General features: G+C 46.1%; 13 protein-coding genes. 6 read left to right on the top strand and 7 right to left on the bottom strand.

What is annotated here, in order from left to right; genetic code table 11:
- Window positions 1-413 precede the first annotated feature (413 nt).
- The 5 genes from QZW82_RS12755 to QZW82_RS12735 all read right to left on the bottom strand — a co-directional run bounded on the left by QZW82_RS12755 (window position 414) and on the right by QZW82_RS12735 (window position 5,153).
- Window positions 414-989 (bottom strand): alpha/beta hydrolase, encoded by a 576-nt coding sequence (locus tag QZW82_RS12755; RefSeq protein WP_293148628.1) that lies wholly within the window; start codon window positions 987-989, stop codon window positions 414-416.
- A gap of 335 nt (window positions 990-1,324) precedes the next feature.
- Entirely contained in the window at window positions 1,325-1,633 is a 309-nt protein-coding gene (locus tag QZW82_RS12750; RefSeq protein WP_293148626.1) for a DUF3493 domain-containing protein, read from the bottom strand.
- A 200-nt stretch (window positions 1,634-1,833) separates the two neighbouring features.
- On the bottom strand, window positions 1,834-3,066 hold the full coding sequence (locus tag QZW82_RS12745; protein ID WP_293148624.1) for a DUF445 family protein: 1,233 nt from the start codon (window positions 3,064-3,066) through the stop codon (window positions 1,834-1,836).
- 178 nt (window positions 3,067-3,244) lie between these two features.
- Window positions 3,245-3,946, bottom strand: coding sequence for a bifunctional demethylmenaquinone methyltransferase/2-methoxy-6-polyprenyl-1,4-benzoquinol methylase UbiE (ubiE, locus tag QZW82_RS12740; protein WP_293148622.1), 702 nt, complete (start codon window positions 3,944-3,946; stop codon window positions 3,245-3,247).
- A gap of 262 nt (window positions 3,947-4,208) precedes the next feature.
- Window positions 4,209-5,153, bottom strand: coding sequence for a response regulator (locus QZW82_RS12735; RefSeq protein WP_293148621.1), 945 nt, complete (start codon window positions 5,151-5,153; stop codon window positions 4,209-4,211).
- Between the two features lie 156 nt (window positions 5,154-5,309).
- Here QZW82_RS12735 and QZW82_RS12730 point away from each other — a divergent pair, with 156 nt between their 5' ends.
- From QZW82_RS12730 to QZW82_RS12720, 3 genes are all read left to right on the top strand, one after another.
- Window positions 5,310-6,404, top strand: coding sequence for a RuBisCO accumulation factor 1 (locus tag QZW82_RS12730; RefSeq protein ID WP_293148619.1), 1,095 nt, complete (start codon window positions 5,310-5,312; stop codon window positions 6,402-6,404).
- Window positions 6,405-7,056: 652 nt separating this feature from the next.
- The gene (locus tag QZW82_RS12725) at window positions 7,057-7,242 is read left to right on the top strand and encodes a hypothetical protein (protein WP_293148617.1); all 186 of its coding nucleotides are present in this window, start codon (window positions 7,057-7,059) and stop codon (window positions 7,240-7,242) included.
- A 105-nt stretch (window positions 7,243-7,347) separates the two neighbouring features.
- The gene (locus tag QZW82_RS12720; protein WP_293148615.1) at window positions 7,348-7,542 is read left to right on the top strand and encodes a hypothetical protein; all 195 of its coding nucleotides are present in this window, start codon (window positions 7,348-7,350) and stop codon (window positions 7,540-7,542) included.
- Window positions 7,543-7,673: 131 nt separating this feature from the next.
- On the opposite strand, the gene QZW82_RS12715 is transcribed toward QZW82_RS12720, so the two are convergent.
- On the bottom strand, window positions 7,674-8,687 hold the full coding sequence (locus QZW82_RS12715; RefSeq protein WP_293148613.1) for a DUF4349 domain-containing protein: 1,014 nt from the start codon (window positions 8,685-8,687) through the stop codon (window positions 7,674-7,676).
- A gap of 417 nt (window positions 8,688-9,104) precedes the next feature.
- Here QZW82_RS12715 and QZW82_RS12710 point away from each other — a divergent pair, with 417 nt between their 5' ends.
- From QZW82_RS12710 to QZW82_RS12700, 3 genes are all read left to right on the top strand, one after another.
- On the top strand, window positions 9,105-11,561 hold the full coding sequence (locus QZW82_RS12710) for an ATP-dependent helicase (protein WP_293148611.1): 2,457 nt from the start codon (window positions 9,105-9,107) through the stop codon (window positions 11,559-11,561).
- Window positions 11,562-12,470: 909 nt separating this feature from the next.
- Window positions 12,471-13,217, top strand: a complete 747-nt coding sequence (locus QZW82_RS12705) for a dienelactone hydrolase family protein (protein WP_293148609.1) — start codon at window positions 12,471-12,473, stop codon at window positions 13,215-13,217.
- A gap of 168 nt (window positions 13,218-13,385) precedes the next feature.
- On the top strand, window positions 13,386-14,285 hold the full coding sequence (locus tag QZW82_RS12700) for a S1 RNA-binding domain-containing protein (RefSeq protein WP_293148607.1): 900 nt from the start codon (window positions 13,386-13,388) through the stop codon (window positions 14,283-14,285).
- A 246-nt stretch (window positions 14,286-14,531) separates the two neighbouring features.
- Here QZW82_RS12700 and QZW82_RS12695 read toward each other — a convergent pair whose 3' ends face one another.
- Window positions 14,532-16,703, bottom strand: coding sequence for an ATP-binding protein (locus QZW82_RS12695; RefSeq protein ID WP_293148605.1), 2,172 nt, complete (start codon window positions 16,701-16,703; stop codon window positions 14,532-14,534).
- Window positions 16,704-16,808: the final 105 nt, after the last annotated feature.

Raw genomic sequence — 16,808 nt, 5'->3', positions numbered from 1 at the left:
ATCGTTACTTTGTCCGGCAATTGCCGGGTAAATGTCGCGTAAATGTATCAGAACTAGATAATTTTCGCACTCCCTCCACCCAAGCCTCAGTATCGTAGGGGAAATTGTGAGGCGACCAACCTTCTGTCGTTAAAAGTAGTTTATCTTTAGGAACTCCGGCTTCTTGAAACGATTTTGCTACTATCGGACTAGGACGAAATAGAAAATCAATTACATTAGACCTGTTGCAAAATAATTTTATGCTACGAGCTAGGGTTTGGCTTAAGTGGAGCAGATTGCAGGTTAGATCGGCACTTTACAATTATGAGTTAGCTCTGGGGGTCTAAAACTCAAAGCCTTTAATTGTTACATAGGTTTTTTTGCCAGAGGTCTATTGTGCGATCGCACAAATCAACCGCTGCTGACAAAATCCCCTACAGTCTAGGCAGGCGAATCTTGTTCAAAATGTCTTGCAGCCGTTCTGAAGCACCACCAAATTGTTCAGACAAAGCTACAAGTTTGCCGTAAGCTTCAACTAAGCGATCGCCCTCAACATTAACCTCTGGAGCAGGATAATTCTTCATAGCTTCCAGCAGCGTAATCTCGTTATCATTAGTTGCCGACAGCACCAAGGCCTCGCGCAAAGCTTCTCGATTTGCTTTCCCAGAAGGAGTGCGAATTACCTGACCCACTTCATCGAGAATTATTTCCCCAACTTTACTGTTGAGCGTCCTATTCAACAAGCTTTGACTAACTTTCACCGGTCTCATCAGACTGCGGCGAACCACTTCCGGGTCTTTTTTTGCCTTTCCCAGCAGCATTTCTAACCCGGGTGACATTTTCCCAGTTTCTGCAAAAATTTCTAATTCGCTGACTGGTAAAGTCATTCGGATCGCACTGTATTTGAGCACTACCTTTTCGGCCGCCGCCGCGGCACTGCTGTAAAACACGATTCCCACACCTGCTGCTAAAAATAACGTCCACCGCCCTTTGCAAAATGACTTGCTCATAGTAAAATCTCCCAAAATCTTGTTCTACTTTGACTTTGACATATTTCCCAATATCCCGCCCATAGCACAAAGCCGAACACCAGCTCTTCTATAAGTGAAGGCTGGCGATCGGCTGAAATTTATTTAATATGTTTAGGGTCTTTATGAAAGCTGACCCCAATTGAACGAGTTACAAGCGGTTTATGATTAGGGTCTTTAAATTTGCTGACCCCAATTGAACCCACCTTCATATAATGACAGGGATCGATCGCAAACCAGGGTTTCGTAATACTTTCTTTATAATTATAACTTTTCCTTGCCTCAGGTATCTTTTTGTGTAGATTTGTAAACCTTTGTTACTTCGACTTCGCCGATCGGGCTTCGGCGCGTTGCTCCCAACGAAACAAGAACACCATCAAAGCCACGACTCCGACTTGGAGGGCAAAATTGGGTAAAGCAGAGCCAAGTTCTCGGCCCGAGGCAATTTTCGCGAGGAAAACTACGCCGCCGATAAAGCCCGAAGCGCCACAAGCTACGTACACAAACTGTCGTAGAGGCCGGTAGGGAGTAGCCATTTCTGCGGTTAAACGCTGGTATTGTTGGCGGCTGAGGTTGCGCGGGTTTTTTGGGAGTAAAGTGCGATCGTCAGAATTTGGGGCTGGCATAAATTTAGAGAATAAGATGGGACGGCGGTTGAAACCGCGTCTACAAAAACCCCAGGACGCCTCCGCGGAATGAAGAAAATAACGTAATTGTAATCGCTCAGTATTCAACCCGCGGAGGCGCGTGAAAGTTTGTGTAGATGCGGTTTCAACCGCCCGGTTTTCTTTACCTACAACAAATATCTCACAAGTTCCGGAATAAATCATCGTTGAATCAACATCACAACTGTCTGCAAACAGCCTACAAAAACGCCCAAAATCCCTCCTAAATTTACAATTCCCTGCAACTCGCTTTTGACAATTCCCTGAATAGCTAGCTCCAACTCTTCGGGAGAAGTGCCTTTTACTCGATCGATAATTACCTGGTCGATATTCAAAATCGGGATAGCCTGAGCTACAATATTTTCTAAATCCCGCTCCAGATAGCGATCTAACACCAAAGCCAGTTCTTTGCTAACAATTTCTAGGGAAGCGCTCATCACCGCTGAAGTTTGCAATCGATTGAGAATTAACCGCGAAATATTTTCCCAGTCAATAGATTTGCTCAACCCATCAAGTACCTCTGTGCCCCGCTCTTGAACGTAGCTGCGAACGCTGTCGCGCATAGTTTTTCGCAACTGTCTCACCGTCGAAACCGGTAAGTTTTGCATCGACAAATTTTGCAGCCATTCCTGAAGTCGCCCACGAATTCCCAAAGAAACAGTTAATTCTGCTAACCGCTGATTTGTGACTTGTCTGTCATCCAGACAAAAAGTCCGCAGCCGAGTTAAAGTGTTGCGTAAACCAAACAAATTGGCTACTACCCAATAAGTGCCGCTGGTTTTTTCTCGAAATCCTTCATCGACGATCGAAATATTGCGATCGGTCAAAAAGTCAATCAAAGCCTGCCGCAGCACTTCTGGCGGTATTACTACCTGCAACAGCCAATCAGACAACTGACCAGCTTGAGCTTCTGTTAGCTGAATTTCCAGCAAAACTTGGTCAAAAATTTGATTTAGCTGAGCTTCTAAAAAATCTTCCCGGCGCGCCAAAACTTTGAGAATTCGCGGCACAGATTCCCCGAGCAAGTCTCGCAGAATGTTAGCAAGAATTTTAGCAGTTTTTTGCTCTGTGTCTGCCTTTACTTGATCCAGGGCCAACTGCAACAGCCAGAGAATGACTGACTGCATCCGCTCAGTTTGAAGGAGGCGGCGCGCCAAGTTTTGCAGTTCCTGCGGCGTCAGCAGCGAACCCATGATTGTGTCGGAAATTCGCTTAGCCAAGCGCTCTTGGTTGCGGGGGATCAAACCGGGAGTGAAAGGCAACTGCCGCCCTTTGATGTAAATAGCTCGATAGGGGCGGAACAGCATTTTGATAGCTATATCGTTAGTGAAATAGCCAATAATTCCTCCCACTACAGGCGGGGCTAACAACAGCCAAAGTTCAGAGGGATTCATCAATTATTGGGAAATTGGGAATTGGGCGAAGCGAAGCGGAGGGATGGGGCATGGGGCATGGGGCATTGGTTATTGGTTATTGGTTATTGGTTATTGGTTATTGGAAATTAGAACAACAAGTAACAAGTAACAAGTAACAAATAACTAATAGCAACTGTCAACTGTCAACTGTCAACTGTCAACTGACTAACACCAATACTCCCATCATAGCTCCGGCAATGGGATAGTGGGTGGCGGTGGCAAATCCGGCTTGGCGGGCGATCGCGACTTGCTGCTCGCCGATCGGGAATTTTTCTAAACTAGGATTAATGTAGGCATATTCTTGAGTCATGCCAAATTGCTGAGCCACTGGCACCACGAGAGTATCTAGATAAAACTGCTGAAAGCTCCGCATCAGGGAATTGCTGGGGCGGTGGAGGTCGAGAATAGCAGCCTTTGCGCCCGGTTTGAGGACGCGGTGCAATTCCTGAAGACTGCGGGGGATGTCCGTCACGTTTCGCAAGCCGTAACCCATGGTGGCGCAGTCGAAGTAATTGTCGGGAAAAGGCAAGTTTAGGGCGTCAGCTTCTACCCAGGTAATGGGACTTGCAGGAGTGAGAAAAGGTCGATCGCGCTTACCTGCAACGGCCAGTTGTTCAGCAGAAAAATCTACTCCAAATACCGAACCGGTAGGCCCTGCTTGTTTTGCCAGCAGCAATGCTATATCGCCGCTGCCGCAGCACAAGTCTAAACAAGTATTTCCCGGGCCCGCACAGCTCCATTTCACTGCCATTTGCTTCCAAATCCGGTGCTGCCCCAAGCTTAACCAGTCATTCAATTGGTTGTAAACTGGTGCAATTCGATTAAATATAGTTTTAATTTTTTCTGCGTTATTAGTCATTGGTGATTAGTTATTAGTTATTGGTTATTTGTGATTAGTTATTTGTGATTAGTTATTGGTTATTAGTTATTAGTTATTTCTCTGTTACGAATAACTGTTGACTGTTGACTACTAACAACTGACCACTGCCAACTGTCAACTAACAACTGTCAACTAACAACTAACAACTAACAACTGTCAACTAACAACTAACAACTGTCAACTAAAAACTGTCAACTGTCAACTGTCAACTAACAACTGCCAACTAACAACTGTCAACTAATTAATCACCCTGAAAACTCGTCAATACCAAAGCAACTTGTTGAGCGGCGAGGTGAACTGTTGTGAGTTCGTCGGGACGCAGGGAGCAAGGTTGCTTCCACTGAAGGGATATCAGGGCGATCGATCGACCTTTGTGAATCACCGGAACAGCCAAGTGAGCTTGAATGCCCGATTTTTGGTAGTGTGGCAGACTCGCTAGGGCTGCGTCGCTGGCAATATTCACAGCACCCTGAATAGCTTGAGAGGAGATCGCTTCTAGAACAAGAGGGTCATCTGCCAGCCAATTTTCCACAGTTTTACCGCTGGTGTGAGTGCCTTGAGCCGGCATTAAAGCAGTTCCTTCGACCAGTTGCAAAATGCAAGTATCAGCCAAAAAATTATCGCTCACAGCAGTAGTAATTGGATCTAAAGTTGCTTCCAAACTTGGATGATCTACAGCCGTTTGCATGATGGTTGCTAACAGTTGTATTTGATTTTGGGCGCGATGCAATTCCTCAGTCCGCTGCTTGAGAACTTCATAAGTCTCGGCCGCCTTTTGTACCACCATTTTCAATTCGTTCGGATCCCAAGGCTTGGTGATATACTTGTAAACCTGTCCGGAGTTAATCGCATCCACCAAGTCTTCAATATCCGTAAAACCAGTCAAGATAATTCTGACCGTATTCGGAAACTGGGGCACGGTTTTGCTGAGAAACTCAGTTCCCTTCATTTCTGGCATTCGCTGATCGGAAATGATGACGGCGACTTCGCCCTCTATGCCGAGGACTTCCAAGGCGCGAATCCCACTCTCAGCTTTGAGCACGTTAAAATCTCGTCGGAAAGTGCGGTAGAGTAAATCCAGATTGTCTGGTTCATCGTCTACTACCAGCATTTTTGGTTTTTTCGGTCGGTGTAGTGTCATGAGCTGGCGTTTAATTTGATCGAGCTCTGGAATGGCATTATCCATAACAATACGATAAACTCCCCTTTGTAAATTTAGGCGAGCAACTATTCTGTAACAATAGTCTCATAACTCCCTTACTATCAATCTATTGCTCTGCCGCGACACGAGCCTTGCTGGTATCCAATTACACATTACTCAACGCTGGTTTTTGATTCAATTATGACTGATACACCTCAAGATTCTTCCCCTTCTAAACCTGCACCCTCCACTGATGCTGTGGATGTGGAAAAGTTAATTCGATCGCTCCGCCGCAAGGAAGGCACCTGGGTAGAGTGGGGACAAGCCTGCACGGCACTGTTGCAAGCGGGCTGCAACTCTCAGCAGATTTTTGAACAAACTGGTTTTGAGCCTATTCAACAAAATCAGGTCGGCGTTGCAGCACAAGTTTACACCAGCATGGTCAATGCTGGTGCTTCGGAGGAAGTTCGATCGCACTTTCTGCGGAAAGGTAGTGATATTTTATACGAGTTTCGGATTCTTTCGCAAGCAGAACGAGCCGGAGCGGCAGCTTTGATGTTGGCCCACAATTTGGATGTTGATGATTCCCGCCAAGTTGCTAAGGCGATGAAGGAGTTTTCGCACTTCGGGAGTCTCCCACAGGGGTTCACAGACACTCCTGGGGATGCTGTAGCTTACCAGTGTTGGCAGTTGGCGAGACAGAAAAGCGATTTGCAAGAGCGATCGCGCTTAATTGCTCGCGGTTTAAAATTAGCTAGCAGCCAAACTGCTAGGGCGCAAATCGAGCAGTTGCTGGTCGATTTTACCGTAGTTCCGAGGCAGGAAGCGCCCCGCTTACCAGTTTACAGGCTCGATACCGAGGAACAACTGCCTCGGATTGTCCCGGTTGTAGGCAAATTGCCGCTTTCTACGTCAGATTTGCTGGCAGTGCCTTTGCCGGAGGAAATCGAGCCCTTCCGCATGGTAAAGTTTTCGGGAGCCGGAGCTTGGGTGGCGATTCCCGGATGGCAGGTAATTTTGAACGCGGAAGATCCGGTGGCGGTTTTGGAAATGAGCGATCGACTGCCGGTACCGCTGCAAGGTAAAGTTGAAGAAGTTTTGATTATTGCCGATCGCGCCCAAAGACAGTGGGATGCTGAGAGTTATTTCCTGGCCGATAACGGGGGGAATTTAGAATTGCAATGGTTTGAAACATCCCCGCAGTTGTCGATTTTGGGGCGAGTTGTTTTGGTGATGCGACCGAAGAAGATTGTGGACGAAGATTATACCAAAGATGGATGGCAAATTGACGATTAGTCAGTTGACAGTTGACAGTTGGCAGTTGACAGTTGACAGTCATTCATAGGGTGTGTCGCGATCGAAAATCCTAAACAAAGATAGACAATCTCATCGCGACGCACCTTATATTATTTGCGATTCTGAATTTGGGCAGGAGTTGCACAACTGTTACATTAATTGACACTCCCAGGTCTAAAGACACTGAGATTCTTAAGAAATTTCGTTCTTAATATCCCTATTGCTAGGGTTCCTGGGCGCAATCCTTTTGCCAAAAAATGGTGGGCTGCTATCCTTGCCTTTGGGCAAGCTCCTCAAGCGTTTAAGGGTTTTTAGCCCTTGGTAACGCGAGAGTCCCCGCGTACCTTTAATGTATGGTAGGCATTTGCTTCTCAGGTTTGCACCTGTGTATCCATCCCACTATGCTTAGTATAAGAGCTTTTGCCCTTTTTACACTGCCAAAAATGTTAAGAATTAAGAAAGACTCACGGCGGTTAAAACCGCCCGCGTCGCTTTCATCGAGCGGTCTAAAGACTCTGAGTTTTTCGCTTCCCGACTGTTTTTTATAAAAAAAAAGGTACGTAGTTGCGCTTCAGCGCTCTTTATAAATATCAGGAAAGAGCGCTGAAGTGCAACTACGTACCTTAAAATTAACCCCCCATAAGAGTAACTGTTGCGTTCAGAAGTGTTGGGAATGATATTACGTGCGATCGCAATATTTCGGTGCTTGGTGCGTCGCTACCAGATATTCGATTTGCTCCAAATATGGTCTGCAAGCGACACACCCTACAAACTGATGGGTGACCAAACGGGTCAGTGGCGGCACGTCGCAATTCACTTTTCCCTACAGGGGAATTGAAACTCAAATTGTCCTGAAAGAGGTGTCGCATTCCCGGAGAGTGAATCAGTAAAGTTGCTATTCACTTTTCCCTGCAAGGGGATTGAAACCAAAAAGGAGATATACATGGAATTAGTTGAATGTGGAAAATGCGATCCTGGCAATAAATATTCTGCATGGTATGCTGCTTACGAAGGTAAATATCGAGATTGTCATATCCGTGGATATGGCACTGGCGATACCAAAGCAGAAGCCAAAGAATCTGCACGCGAAGATTACCAGAATGAAAAAGAAAAGATTAAAGAAAAGTATTATTCTTAATCTGTCATTTGAGTCGCAATAAGTAAGGTGCGTCGCCATCAACAATCTGCAAGTTTCATGGAACAAGTCGTAGCGACGCACCCTACAGTCCTCCGTTTAGATCGTTCCGATGAAGAGCGGAATTGATATGACTAATTCGCAGCAGGCGGTTTCGGTTCTTGAACTTTCGGAACAGAATGCTGTTTCTTAAATCGAATTATACCATAAGTCGCCGCCCCAATTACTAGGAAATAAGGACTGTAAGCCAAAAGCCAAATGCTCAGAGCAAACAAACCTAAAGTTAATTCGCTCACAGAATGAGTCGCTTGTCCCCAAGTTTCCTGCACCCGCAAGCCGAGAGAAGGTTCCGGTTCTTGCTGGGCCGAGACTGCTGCTTCTAGAGTTAAACTAATAGTCGAATAGGCTACTTGATTCCGCAAACTTTTTAACTGAGCGTCGATGCGCTCGATCGACTCCCGAATCGTACTCAACTGCTGAGAAGCTTTGAGCACGTCGCCAACAGAGCCGGAGCGCTCCATAATTTTTAACACAACTTCCTCGGATTTGCGAAGGTTACGCAGCCTAGCCTCGCTGTCAACTAATTGCTCGCTAACATCCTCAGCCGTAAGCCCTCGGTTTTCGACACTTCCGAGTTTTGCTAAAGCATCTAAAGTAGTTTCTAACTTTTCTTGAGGTACCCGAATCTGCACGGTTGCAGTTTGGCGCACGCTAGAATCCGGCGGCTTTTGGTTTTGGAAACCCAAAATATCGCCTCGCTGTTTTTTCACAATCTCAGTAACTGATTTAGTGCTGCTGTCAATAGATTTGACAACTACACTGAGTTCGGCTTTTTTAATCAGTTGGGGAGCAGTTGCTGGAGTTTCTGCGGCTGGTTTTTTTGCGGTGTCAGCAGCAACTTTTGACGCTGCGCCTCCGGGTGTGCTTACAGGTGCGGGTGCGGATTGGGGAGCAGATGCGGCAATTTGCTTTTCAGCGCTGCGGGATGAGGTAAAGCCGTTTGCAGAGCCGGTGGGGGAAGTTGCACAGCTTGGTAAAGCAATGGCTGAGGATAAAGTTAAGAATGCTACAACTGCAAAGCGAGTTGTGCTGTTGTTGGCTGGGTTTGGCTGGTGTGGCGGGAAATTGGTTTTGGGGTAAGTTTTCATTGGGGATTTTTCCTGTAAAAAGGTTTGGGTATTGAATTTTATGCTGGTTTTAATTTAAGCTCGGATAGATAGGGTTAGTTTAGCCGATACCAAAATGGAAACGGTAGAGGTTGAAGAGTTGTTGGTTTTTAACCGCAGATGAACGCAGATAGACGCAGATTTAATACGAGTCCGATAACGGTTCGGGGTTCGGACTTTCACCCGAAATTCAGCAACTTGGTTTCTGATACGGTTTGGGGGGTATCTCAGTTTTGTATTTATAGTGCGAGCTTAAGAGCTCGCGTATTGTACAATACGCGAGCGGGGACAGCACTCAAAGAAAAAATGCTTTTTACAAAAATGAGATGCTCCCTACGGTTTGAAACTGTCGATCGCGAACAATATTTTTCTAATCTAAAATCTCAAATCTAAAATCGCATGACTGATGAATTTGATACTGATTTTAGTCGATCGACTGCCGAGATCGATCGCCCGAACAGCACTTTCTCCGAGTTAGAGCCCGCCGCGCTTTTGGCTGCCGCTTGCGGTAAAATTCGCGACAGCTTGCGTGCGGGCCAGCACGAGATGGCGGATTGGGCGGGCGGCCCCCTTGCGGTTTCGGCGGTTCCAGGGGCCGGGAAGTCTACAGGAATGGCTGCTGCGTCGGCAATTGTGATCGCCCGCAATCGACTTAACAACCGCCGTCAGTTAATTGTAGTGACGTTTACGCGATCGGCTGCTGCTAATATTAAAGCTAAAATTCGGGAAAGATTGGCACAATTGTCTTTATCCCAAGGCGGTTTTGCCGTGCACACTTTGCACGGTTTAGCTTTAAATATTGCGATGCGCCATCCCGATTTGTCGGGTTTAAATCTCGATAATTCGACATTAGTCACTCCAACTCAAAGTCACCGCTTAATTCGGACTTGTGTAGAACTTTGGATCGCCGAAAATCCGCGCCGATATCAAGTTTTGTTGGAAGGACAGCAATTTGATGGAGAAGAAACAGAGAGATTGCGGCGCCAATCGGTTTTACGCACAGAGATTTTGCCGCAGTTAGCTAAAACTGTGATTCACGAGGCAAAATCTTCCGGTTTATCACCCGAAGAGTTATTAAAAATGGGCGATATTGATTCTGGCGGTGGTTATGAAATTTTAGCCGTTGCTGGCGGTTTATATCAAAAATATCAGGCTTTGTTGAGAAGCCGGGAATTCATCGATTATGACGAGATGATTTTAGCAGCTTTGCGGGTGTTGGAAAATCCGGGAGCGAAGGCGATCGAGCAAAAGCAAGTATTTGCGGTGTTTGAGGATGAAGCACAGGATTCTACACCTTTACAGACTGAGCTTTTGAAAACATTGGCGATCGATCCCGACCGTCCTAATTCACCTCCTAATTTTATCAGAGTTGGCGACCCAAATCAAGCAATAAATTCAACTTTCACTCCCGCAGATCCGATTTATTTTAACCAATTTTGTGACGAATGCGAAGTTGAAAATAAGTTAGCAACAATGGACGGTGCAGGCCGCAGTAGCCAGATCGTTATTGATGCAGCTAACTTTATGTTGCAATGGGTAAACCGCTCAGAATTAGCGGGAACCGAACAGCCTTTTCGCGACCAAACTATCAAGACAGTTCCCAGCGATGACCCGCAGCAAAATGCCAATCCCGCCCCCATAGGTCGAGGCTTAGAATTGCATACTCCCCGCGATATTTACCAGACAGTTGAGTTAATTGGCAAGCGGGTAATTGAGTTAGTCGAAGAATTTTTACCTGCGGATTTTGTCTGGACAAGTCACGAGCAAAATATTCAATCTAGCAGTGAATCGAGGGATGAAGAAAATCGCCCTAAATTGCCGTTAGAAAATCTAAAATCAATGGCTGTTTTGGTGCGGGAAAACAAACAAGGCAAGTTTATCAAAGAAGTCCTAGAAAATCCGCAAAAACACGGATTGAGCTGCGATTTACGCAAATACGGGATTAAAATTGAGGATGTCGGGGAACGAGACAGACATTCTCAAGTACCTTGGGAAATATTAACATTGCTGCAATTTCTCGATCGCCCGCACTCACCAGACTACCTGAAAGCAGCCTTAAAGATTTTGAGCGATCGACAACTCATCCCCAAACAAGACTATAATGCCTTCGCCACCAGCCCCGAACAATTCCTCTACCCAGGCCCCCTAGACCCCCAGCAGTCAGATCCAGTCCGCAAATGCCGTTATTTTTGCTGCGGTTTGCTGCAAGCACGCTTAGAACTCCCGCCCTACCAAATCATCTCATTCTTAGCCTTAGCCCTGCAATACGACCAAACAGAATTAGCCACCGCCGACAAATTAGCAGAACGGGTAGCAATCCAAACAGCAGGTAACAATTCAATGAGCAATATTTTGGGAGTGCTCAGCGAAATTGTTAGTTCAGAAAGATTTGAGCCTGTAGATGCAGATGACAAAATAGAAGAACGCTACACCAGCAAAGGTCAACTCACAATTATTACCATGCACAAAGCCAAAGGATTAGATTGGGATTGTGTATTTTTACCATTTCTGCACGACCAAACAATCCCCGGAAGCTTGCGAGTTTTGCCACAAACCAGATTTTTAGGAGATTTCACTTTATCCGAGGTAGCGAGAGCGCAAATTCGAGCCAGTTTGCACGAAAAACATCCTTTACCAAATCTCGGCGAAGCGTGGGAACAAGCAGGTTATTTGAAAACAGCAGAAGAGTTTCGATTGCTATATGTAGCCATGACGCGGGCAAAAAGTTTGCTGTGGATGGCAGCGGCTAAAAAAGGGCCTTTTACCTGGAACAAACCCGAGAATTTGCAAGAGCAAAAACCTTGTCCGGTAATGCCTGTTCTGAAACAGCAATTTCCGGGAAATGTGATGTTGTAAAATAGATTTTTGGAACGAACCGCGAACTCCGCAAACTTGGAGAACAAAAGCTCGATCAAAAAAACATCCTTGGTCGAGTTTATTGAGTCCGAAATTTGGTACAATGCCAACAATTTCTCTCAAAAACTTCTCTTTTCTTCCTCTGCGTTCTCTGCGCCCTCTGCGGTTAAAAAAAATCTCATTCACAAATCAAATAAAAACAGCAATTTCCGGGAAATGTGATGTTGTAAAATAGATTTTTGGAACGAACCGCGAACTCCGCAAACTTGGAGAACAAAAGCTCGATCAAAAAAACATCCTTAGTCGAGTTTATTGAGTCCGGAATTTGGTACAATGCCAACAATTTCTCTCAAAAACTTCTCTTTTCTTCCTCTGCGTTCTCTGCGCCCTCTGCGGTTAAAAAAAAATCTCATTCACAAATCAAATAAAAACAGCAATTTCCGGGAAATGTGATGTTGTAAAATAGATTTTTGGAACGAACCGCGAACTCCGCAAACTTGGAGAACAAAAGCTCGATCAAAAAAACATCCTTAGTCGAGTTTATTGAGTCCGGAATTTGGTACAATGCCAACAATTTCTCTCAAAAACTTCTCTTTTCTTCCTCTGCGTTCTCTGCGCCCTCTGCGGTTAAAAAAAAATCTCATTCACAAATCAAATAAAAACAGCAATTTCCGGGAAATGTGATGTTGTAAAATAGATTTTTGGAACGAACCGCGAACTCCGCAAACTTGGAGAACAAAAGCTCGATCAAAAAAACATCCTTAGTCGAGTTTATTGAGTCCGAAATTTGGTACAATGCCAACAATTTCTCTCAAAAACTTCTCTTTTCTTCCTCTGCGTTCTCTGCGCCCTCTGCGGTTAAAAAAAAATCTCATTCACAAATCAAATAAAATTGCACTAAAACTCCCTATGACAAACCCAGAAATTCGCACAGCTAACGTCACAATTCCCAACGGAGATTTGCAAATCGCGGCTTACCTAGCCCAACCCGCCACAACAGGTCAATTTCCCGCTGTTATCGTTATTCAAGAAATCTTTGGCGTCAACGCACACATCCGCGAAGTTACAGAAAGAATAGCAAAGGAAGGATATCTGGCGATCGCCCCAGCCATTTATCAGCGCCAAGCCCCCGGCTTTGAAACCGGCTACACGCCCGAAGACATCAAAATCGGCAGACAATACAAAGAACAAACTACCGCATCCCAACTGCTGAGCGACATCCAAGCCGCCATCGATTACCTCAAAACTTTACCCTCCGTCAAACAGCAAGGTTTTGGGTGCATCGGTTTTTGCTTTGGCGGGCACGTCGCCTACCTCGCCGCTACTCTGCCCGAAATCAAGGCTACAGCGTCGTTCTACGGCGCTGGTATCGCCACTCTCACCCCCGGTGGTGGATCTCCCACGATCGATCGTACAGCGGACATTAAAGGTACTCTCTACGCCTTTTACGGCACTCAAGACGCCAGCATTCCCAAAGAACAAGTTGACCAAATTGTCGCAGAATTGCAAAAACACAGAATTCCTCACCGAATTTTCAGCTACAATGCCGATCATGGCTTCTTCTGCGACCACCGTGGCAGTTACGACGCTACCGCAGCAGCCGAGTCGTGGGAGGAGGTAAAGCAGCTATTTCAACACGAACTTCAACCAGCGTAGAGAGTTGAAGATAGTGTTTGTAGGGGCGGTGCCCCCGTGCCCGCCCCCGATGGGAAGAAGGGGAGAGTGGGAGAGTGGGAGGACATCTTCCTTCTTGCTTCAACAACAGACAACTGTCAACTAACAACTGACAACAGACAACTGAACAACTGACAACTAACAACTGACATGAATTCCAAATCTACAGGTTCTCAAAGCGCAAAAGCATCCTTTTCAATGGATGATTTTGCTAAAGCCCTCGAACAGCACAATTATGAGTTCCAGAAGGGACAAGTAGTGCGCGGCAAAGTGTTCGAGTATGACTCAAATGGCGCGTATGTTGATATCGGTGGCAAGTCTTCGGCTTTTTTGCCGATCGAAGAGGCTGCTTTGAGAACGGTAACGGATTTGTCGGAAGTCGTTCCGCTAGACGAGGAACGGGAATTTTTAATTATCCGCGAACAAGATGCAGACGGCCAAGTTACTCTGTCTCTGAAACAGTTACAAATTCAGCAAGCTTGGGAAGATTTAGTTGCATTGCAGGAAACTGGTAAAGTGCTTCAGGTGCGGGTTTCTGGGGCGAATAAGGGCGGCGTGACGGTGGATGTTGAGGGAATGCGCGGTTTTATTCCCCGATCGCACTTAGCCCAACGCGATAACATAGAATCGCTGATTGGTCAATCTTTGACCGTGAATTTCTTGGAAGTCGATCGCGAACGAGAAAAACTCGTACTTTCCCAGCGGATGGCCACTCAATCTTCTGCCTTAAATCAGTTGCAAATCGGTCAATTAGTGGAAGGAACAGTCAGCAGCATCAAGCCTTTTGGCGTGTTTGTGGATTTGGAAGGAGTTAGCGGTTTGCTGCACATCAAGCAAGTCAGCCAAAAATATATTGAGAACCTCGGACAAGTTTTTGCCCCTGGCCAACCCCTGAAAGCCGTGGTAGTTGACCTCGATCAAAGTCGCGGCCGAATTTCGCTTTCTACTCGGGTATTGGAAAATTATCCAGGGGAAATGGTGGACAAAATGGCGGATGTCATGGATACCGCAGAAGAGCGATCTGAACGTGCTAGAAAAACTCTTTCTTAGGTTTTGACAATTGTAAATGTCTAAGGTATGTAGTTGCGCTTCAGCGCTCTTGGTATATTAAATTTATCAAGAGCGATCGAGCGCAACTACGTGCCTTTTCGGAGCGATCGATCGCAACTACGTGCCTTTCCGGAGCGCTGAAGCGCAACTAATTGCCTTTCCGGAGCGCTGAAGCGCAACTACGTACCTAAGAGCGTCCAAGCGCAACTACCTGCCTTTTTGGAGCGCTTTCATCGCAAGTTTCCATTAAACAGTTTTAGTAGCAGTCGAACTTGTTTTAGTCTCAGCCTGTGCTTGCACCGTCCAAGCATTTTCCATATCTAGCGCTTGTTTTGCCTGATAAACTGGTAAGTCAAACCAGAAAGTAGTACCCACATTAACTTCGCTAACTAAATTAATTTTAGTGTGGTGTTTGTCAATAATGTTTCTGACAATCGAAAGACCTAATCCCGTGCCTTCTAGAGTGTGGACTCGGTTTTCTACCCGGAAAAAGCGATCGAAAATTGCCTGCTGATCTTCGGGATCTATGCCAATCCCGGTATCAGAAATTTCGATCCGCACCACCGGAAAATGGCTGGTATTTGGTGGTAATTTGTGGGTTCCGGATGCGTCGTCTTCGCGTGGATGAGCATCCGACTCTAGGAAATAGGCTCGAATTGCCACCTTACCACCGGACTCGGTAAATTTTAAGGCATTTCCTACTAAATTTGCAAATACTTGGAGCAGCAAATCGTAATGACCTAAAGCTGGCGGCAAACAGGGGTCAACTTCTTGTTCTAATTCAATGCCTTTATCCTTGGCATTTAACTGATAAGTCCGCAGGGTTTGTTCGACAGCTTGGGGGAGGTCAACAGCGTCCAATTGATAAATTCGGCAGGATTCTAGGCGCGATAAGTCTAACACGTCGTTGACTAAACGAGTGAGGCGATCGGTTTCTCGATTGGCAATTTCCAGAAATTCCCGGCGTTCGCTTTCTAGAAGGTCTTCTCCGTACTCGTGGAGAGTTTCGATAAAAGATTTGATATTAAATAAAGGGGTTCTCAATTCGTGAGAAACATTGCTGATAAAATTGCTTTTAGCCTCATTTAGTTCGACTTCGCGAGTGATGTCCTGCACTGTCATGGCAATGCCTTTGAGACTGTCTCGGTACTGTCCGGAACCTTGATGCTTCGAGGTTTGCTCGTAGAATGTACACTCGATCGCGTTTGGGCGTTTTGACTCGGTACAGGTATTTTCCTCGTCGCGCACGCAGCTTTTGCACAGCGGTTCGGTGCCCGGGGCTTTGTGGAGAATTACGGTGGTTAGCAGAATCCGAATTGTGCGGTTGACTGGTTCGCTCAGAGTAATCCGAAATTCGCCGCCTTCGCGATCGCCCGCAGCAATTTCGTACAGGGGTCTTGCTAACTCGCGCTGCACTTCCGCAGGTAAAATATTGACGACGTTAATGCCGATCGCATTTTTACCTTCCCATCCAAAAATCCGCGTCCCCGTCGGGTTGACTAAAATCACCTGCAAATTCGCATCCAGCAACAGCGCCCCATCAGCAATAGTTGAAACCAAAGTTTCTAGTTTCGCTTTTTCCGCTGTCAACTCTTCAATATTTTGTTCTTCATAACTTTCTAATTTCTCGGCCATCTCGTTAAAACTGCCGATCAACTCGCCCAATTCTCCCCCCAAAGGCAGGTCAACTCGCTGCTTAAAATTCCCGCCCGCGATATTTTTTACCCCAAATACTAATTGTTTGATCGGGTGAGTAATTGTCAGCGCATTAAATACAGCGCCCAAAATCACCATTACCCAAATCGTGACAAATACTGCTAAAGTGACATCCCTGGTCAGATTTGAAGAGATAACTGCTGCGGGATTGGGGTTAATGCCGATCGCCAAAACGCCTAAATATTTGTCCTCGTGAATTAGCGGCACAAATACGTCAGTAACTTCTCCGTCTGGCGTCAAGTGCTGCCGCACCAAAGGCAAAGAAGTTAAATTTCTTGCCTCAATGTCGGCGATAAAATTATCTGGGAGTTTAATTTGGCGCCGCAGTGTCAGGGAAGTACGCACCTCAGATTCCGAGAAAGGTATCCCCAGAAAAATATCTCCTGCTTCGTCGCCGTACAGCATATAGCGGACGCTGGAGGTGCTGCTATAAAATTGGCGGGAAAAACGGGCCACTTCGGAGCGATCGTTTTTTGCAATCAACGGCGCCACATTTGCCGCCAATAGCAGACCGAGGTCCCGGCCGTAGCGAGTATCGTTAAGTCTGGCGTCTTGCTGAATAGTATTCACGGCCCAAAAAGTCAGGCCGCTCATAATTAACGAAACTACGAGGGTAGCACCGGCCATCAGGCGAGTCTGGAGGGTAAAATCCGACCACCAGCGGGCAATAATTTCTCCGATTTTGTTTAGTATGGCCAGCATTTGAGCAGTTCACCAGTTGAATATTAAAAGGAAGATTAATTCAGTTTGCGATCGATCGATTTTTCTGCCGCGAGTTGTCCGCTACCGCCACCGCAGATGTGCCAA

It is taken from the genome of Microcoleus sp. bin48.metabat.b7b8b9.023 (genome assembly GCF_013299185.1).
In the GTDB taxonomy this organism is placed as follows: domain Bacteria; phylum Cyanobacteriota; class Cyanobacteriia; order Cyanobacteriales; family Microcoleaceae; genus Microcoleus.
The sequence above is the reverse complement of the archived record's forward strand: the minus strand, read 5'-3'. Positions and strand labels throughout refer to the sequence as shown.

Bases quoted from the DNA above. Each gene is read 5' to 3' on its own strand.
- QZW82_RS12755 (WP_293148628.1), bottom strand. From the start codon at position 989: ATGAGCAAGTCATTTTGCAAAGGGCGGTGGACGTTATTTTTAGCAGCA.
- QZW82_RS12750 (WP_293148626.1), bottom strand. From the start codon at position 1,633: ATGCCAGCCCCAAATTCTGACGATCGCACTTTACTCCCAAAAAACCCG.
- QZW82_RS12745 (WP_293148624.1), bottom strand. From the start codon at position 3,066: ATGAATCCCTCTGAACTTTGGCTGTTGTTAGCCCCGCCTGTAGTGGGA.
- ubiE (WP_293148622.1), bottom strand. From the start codon at position 3,946: ATGACTAATAACGCAGAAAAAATTAAAACTATATTTAATCGAATTGCA.
- QZW82_RS12735 (WP_293148621.1), bottom strand. From the start codon at position 5,153: ATGGATAATGCCATTCCAGAGCTCGATCAAATTAAACGCCAGCTCATG.
- QZW82_RS12730 (WP_293148619.1), top strand. From the start codon at position 5,310: ATGACTGATACACCTCAAGATTCTTCCCCTTCTAAACCTGCACCCTCC.
- QZW82_RS12720 (WP_293148615.1), top strand. From the start codon at position 7,348: ATGGAATTAGTTGAATGTGGAAAATGCGATCCTGGCAATAAATATTCT.
- QZW82_RS12715 (WP_293148613.1), bottom strand. From the start codon at position 8,687: ATGAAAACTTACCCCAAAACCAATTTCCCGCCACACCAGCCAAACCCA.
- QZW82_RS12710 (WP_293148611.1), top strand. From the start codon at position 9,105: ATGACTGATGAATTTGATACTGATTTTAGTCGATCGACTGCCGAGATC.
- QZW82_RS12705 (WP_293148609.1), top strand. From the start codon at position 12,471: ATGACAAACCCAGAAATTCGCACAGCTAACGTCACAATTCCCAACGGA.
- QZW82_RS12700 (WP_293148607.1), top strand. From the start codon at position 13,386: ATGAATTCCAAATCTACAGGTTCTCAAAGCGCAAAAGCATCCTTTTCA.
- QZW82_RS12695 (WP_293148605.1), bottom strand. From the start codon at position 16,703: ATGCTGGCCATACTAAACAAAATCGGAGAAATTATTGCCCGCTGGTGG.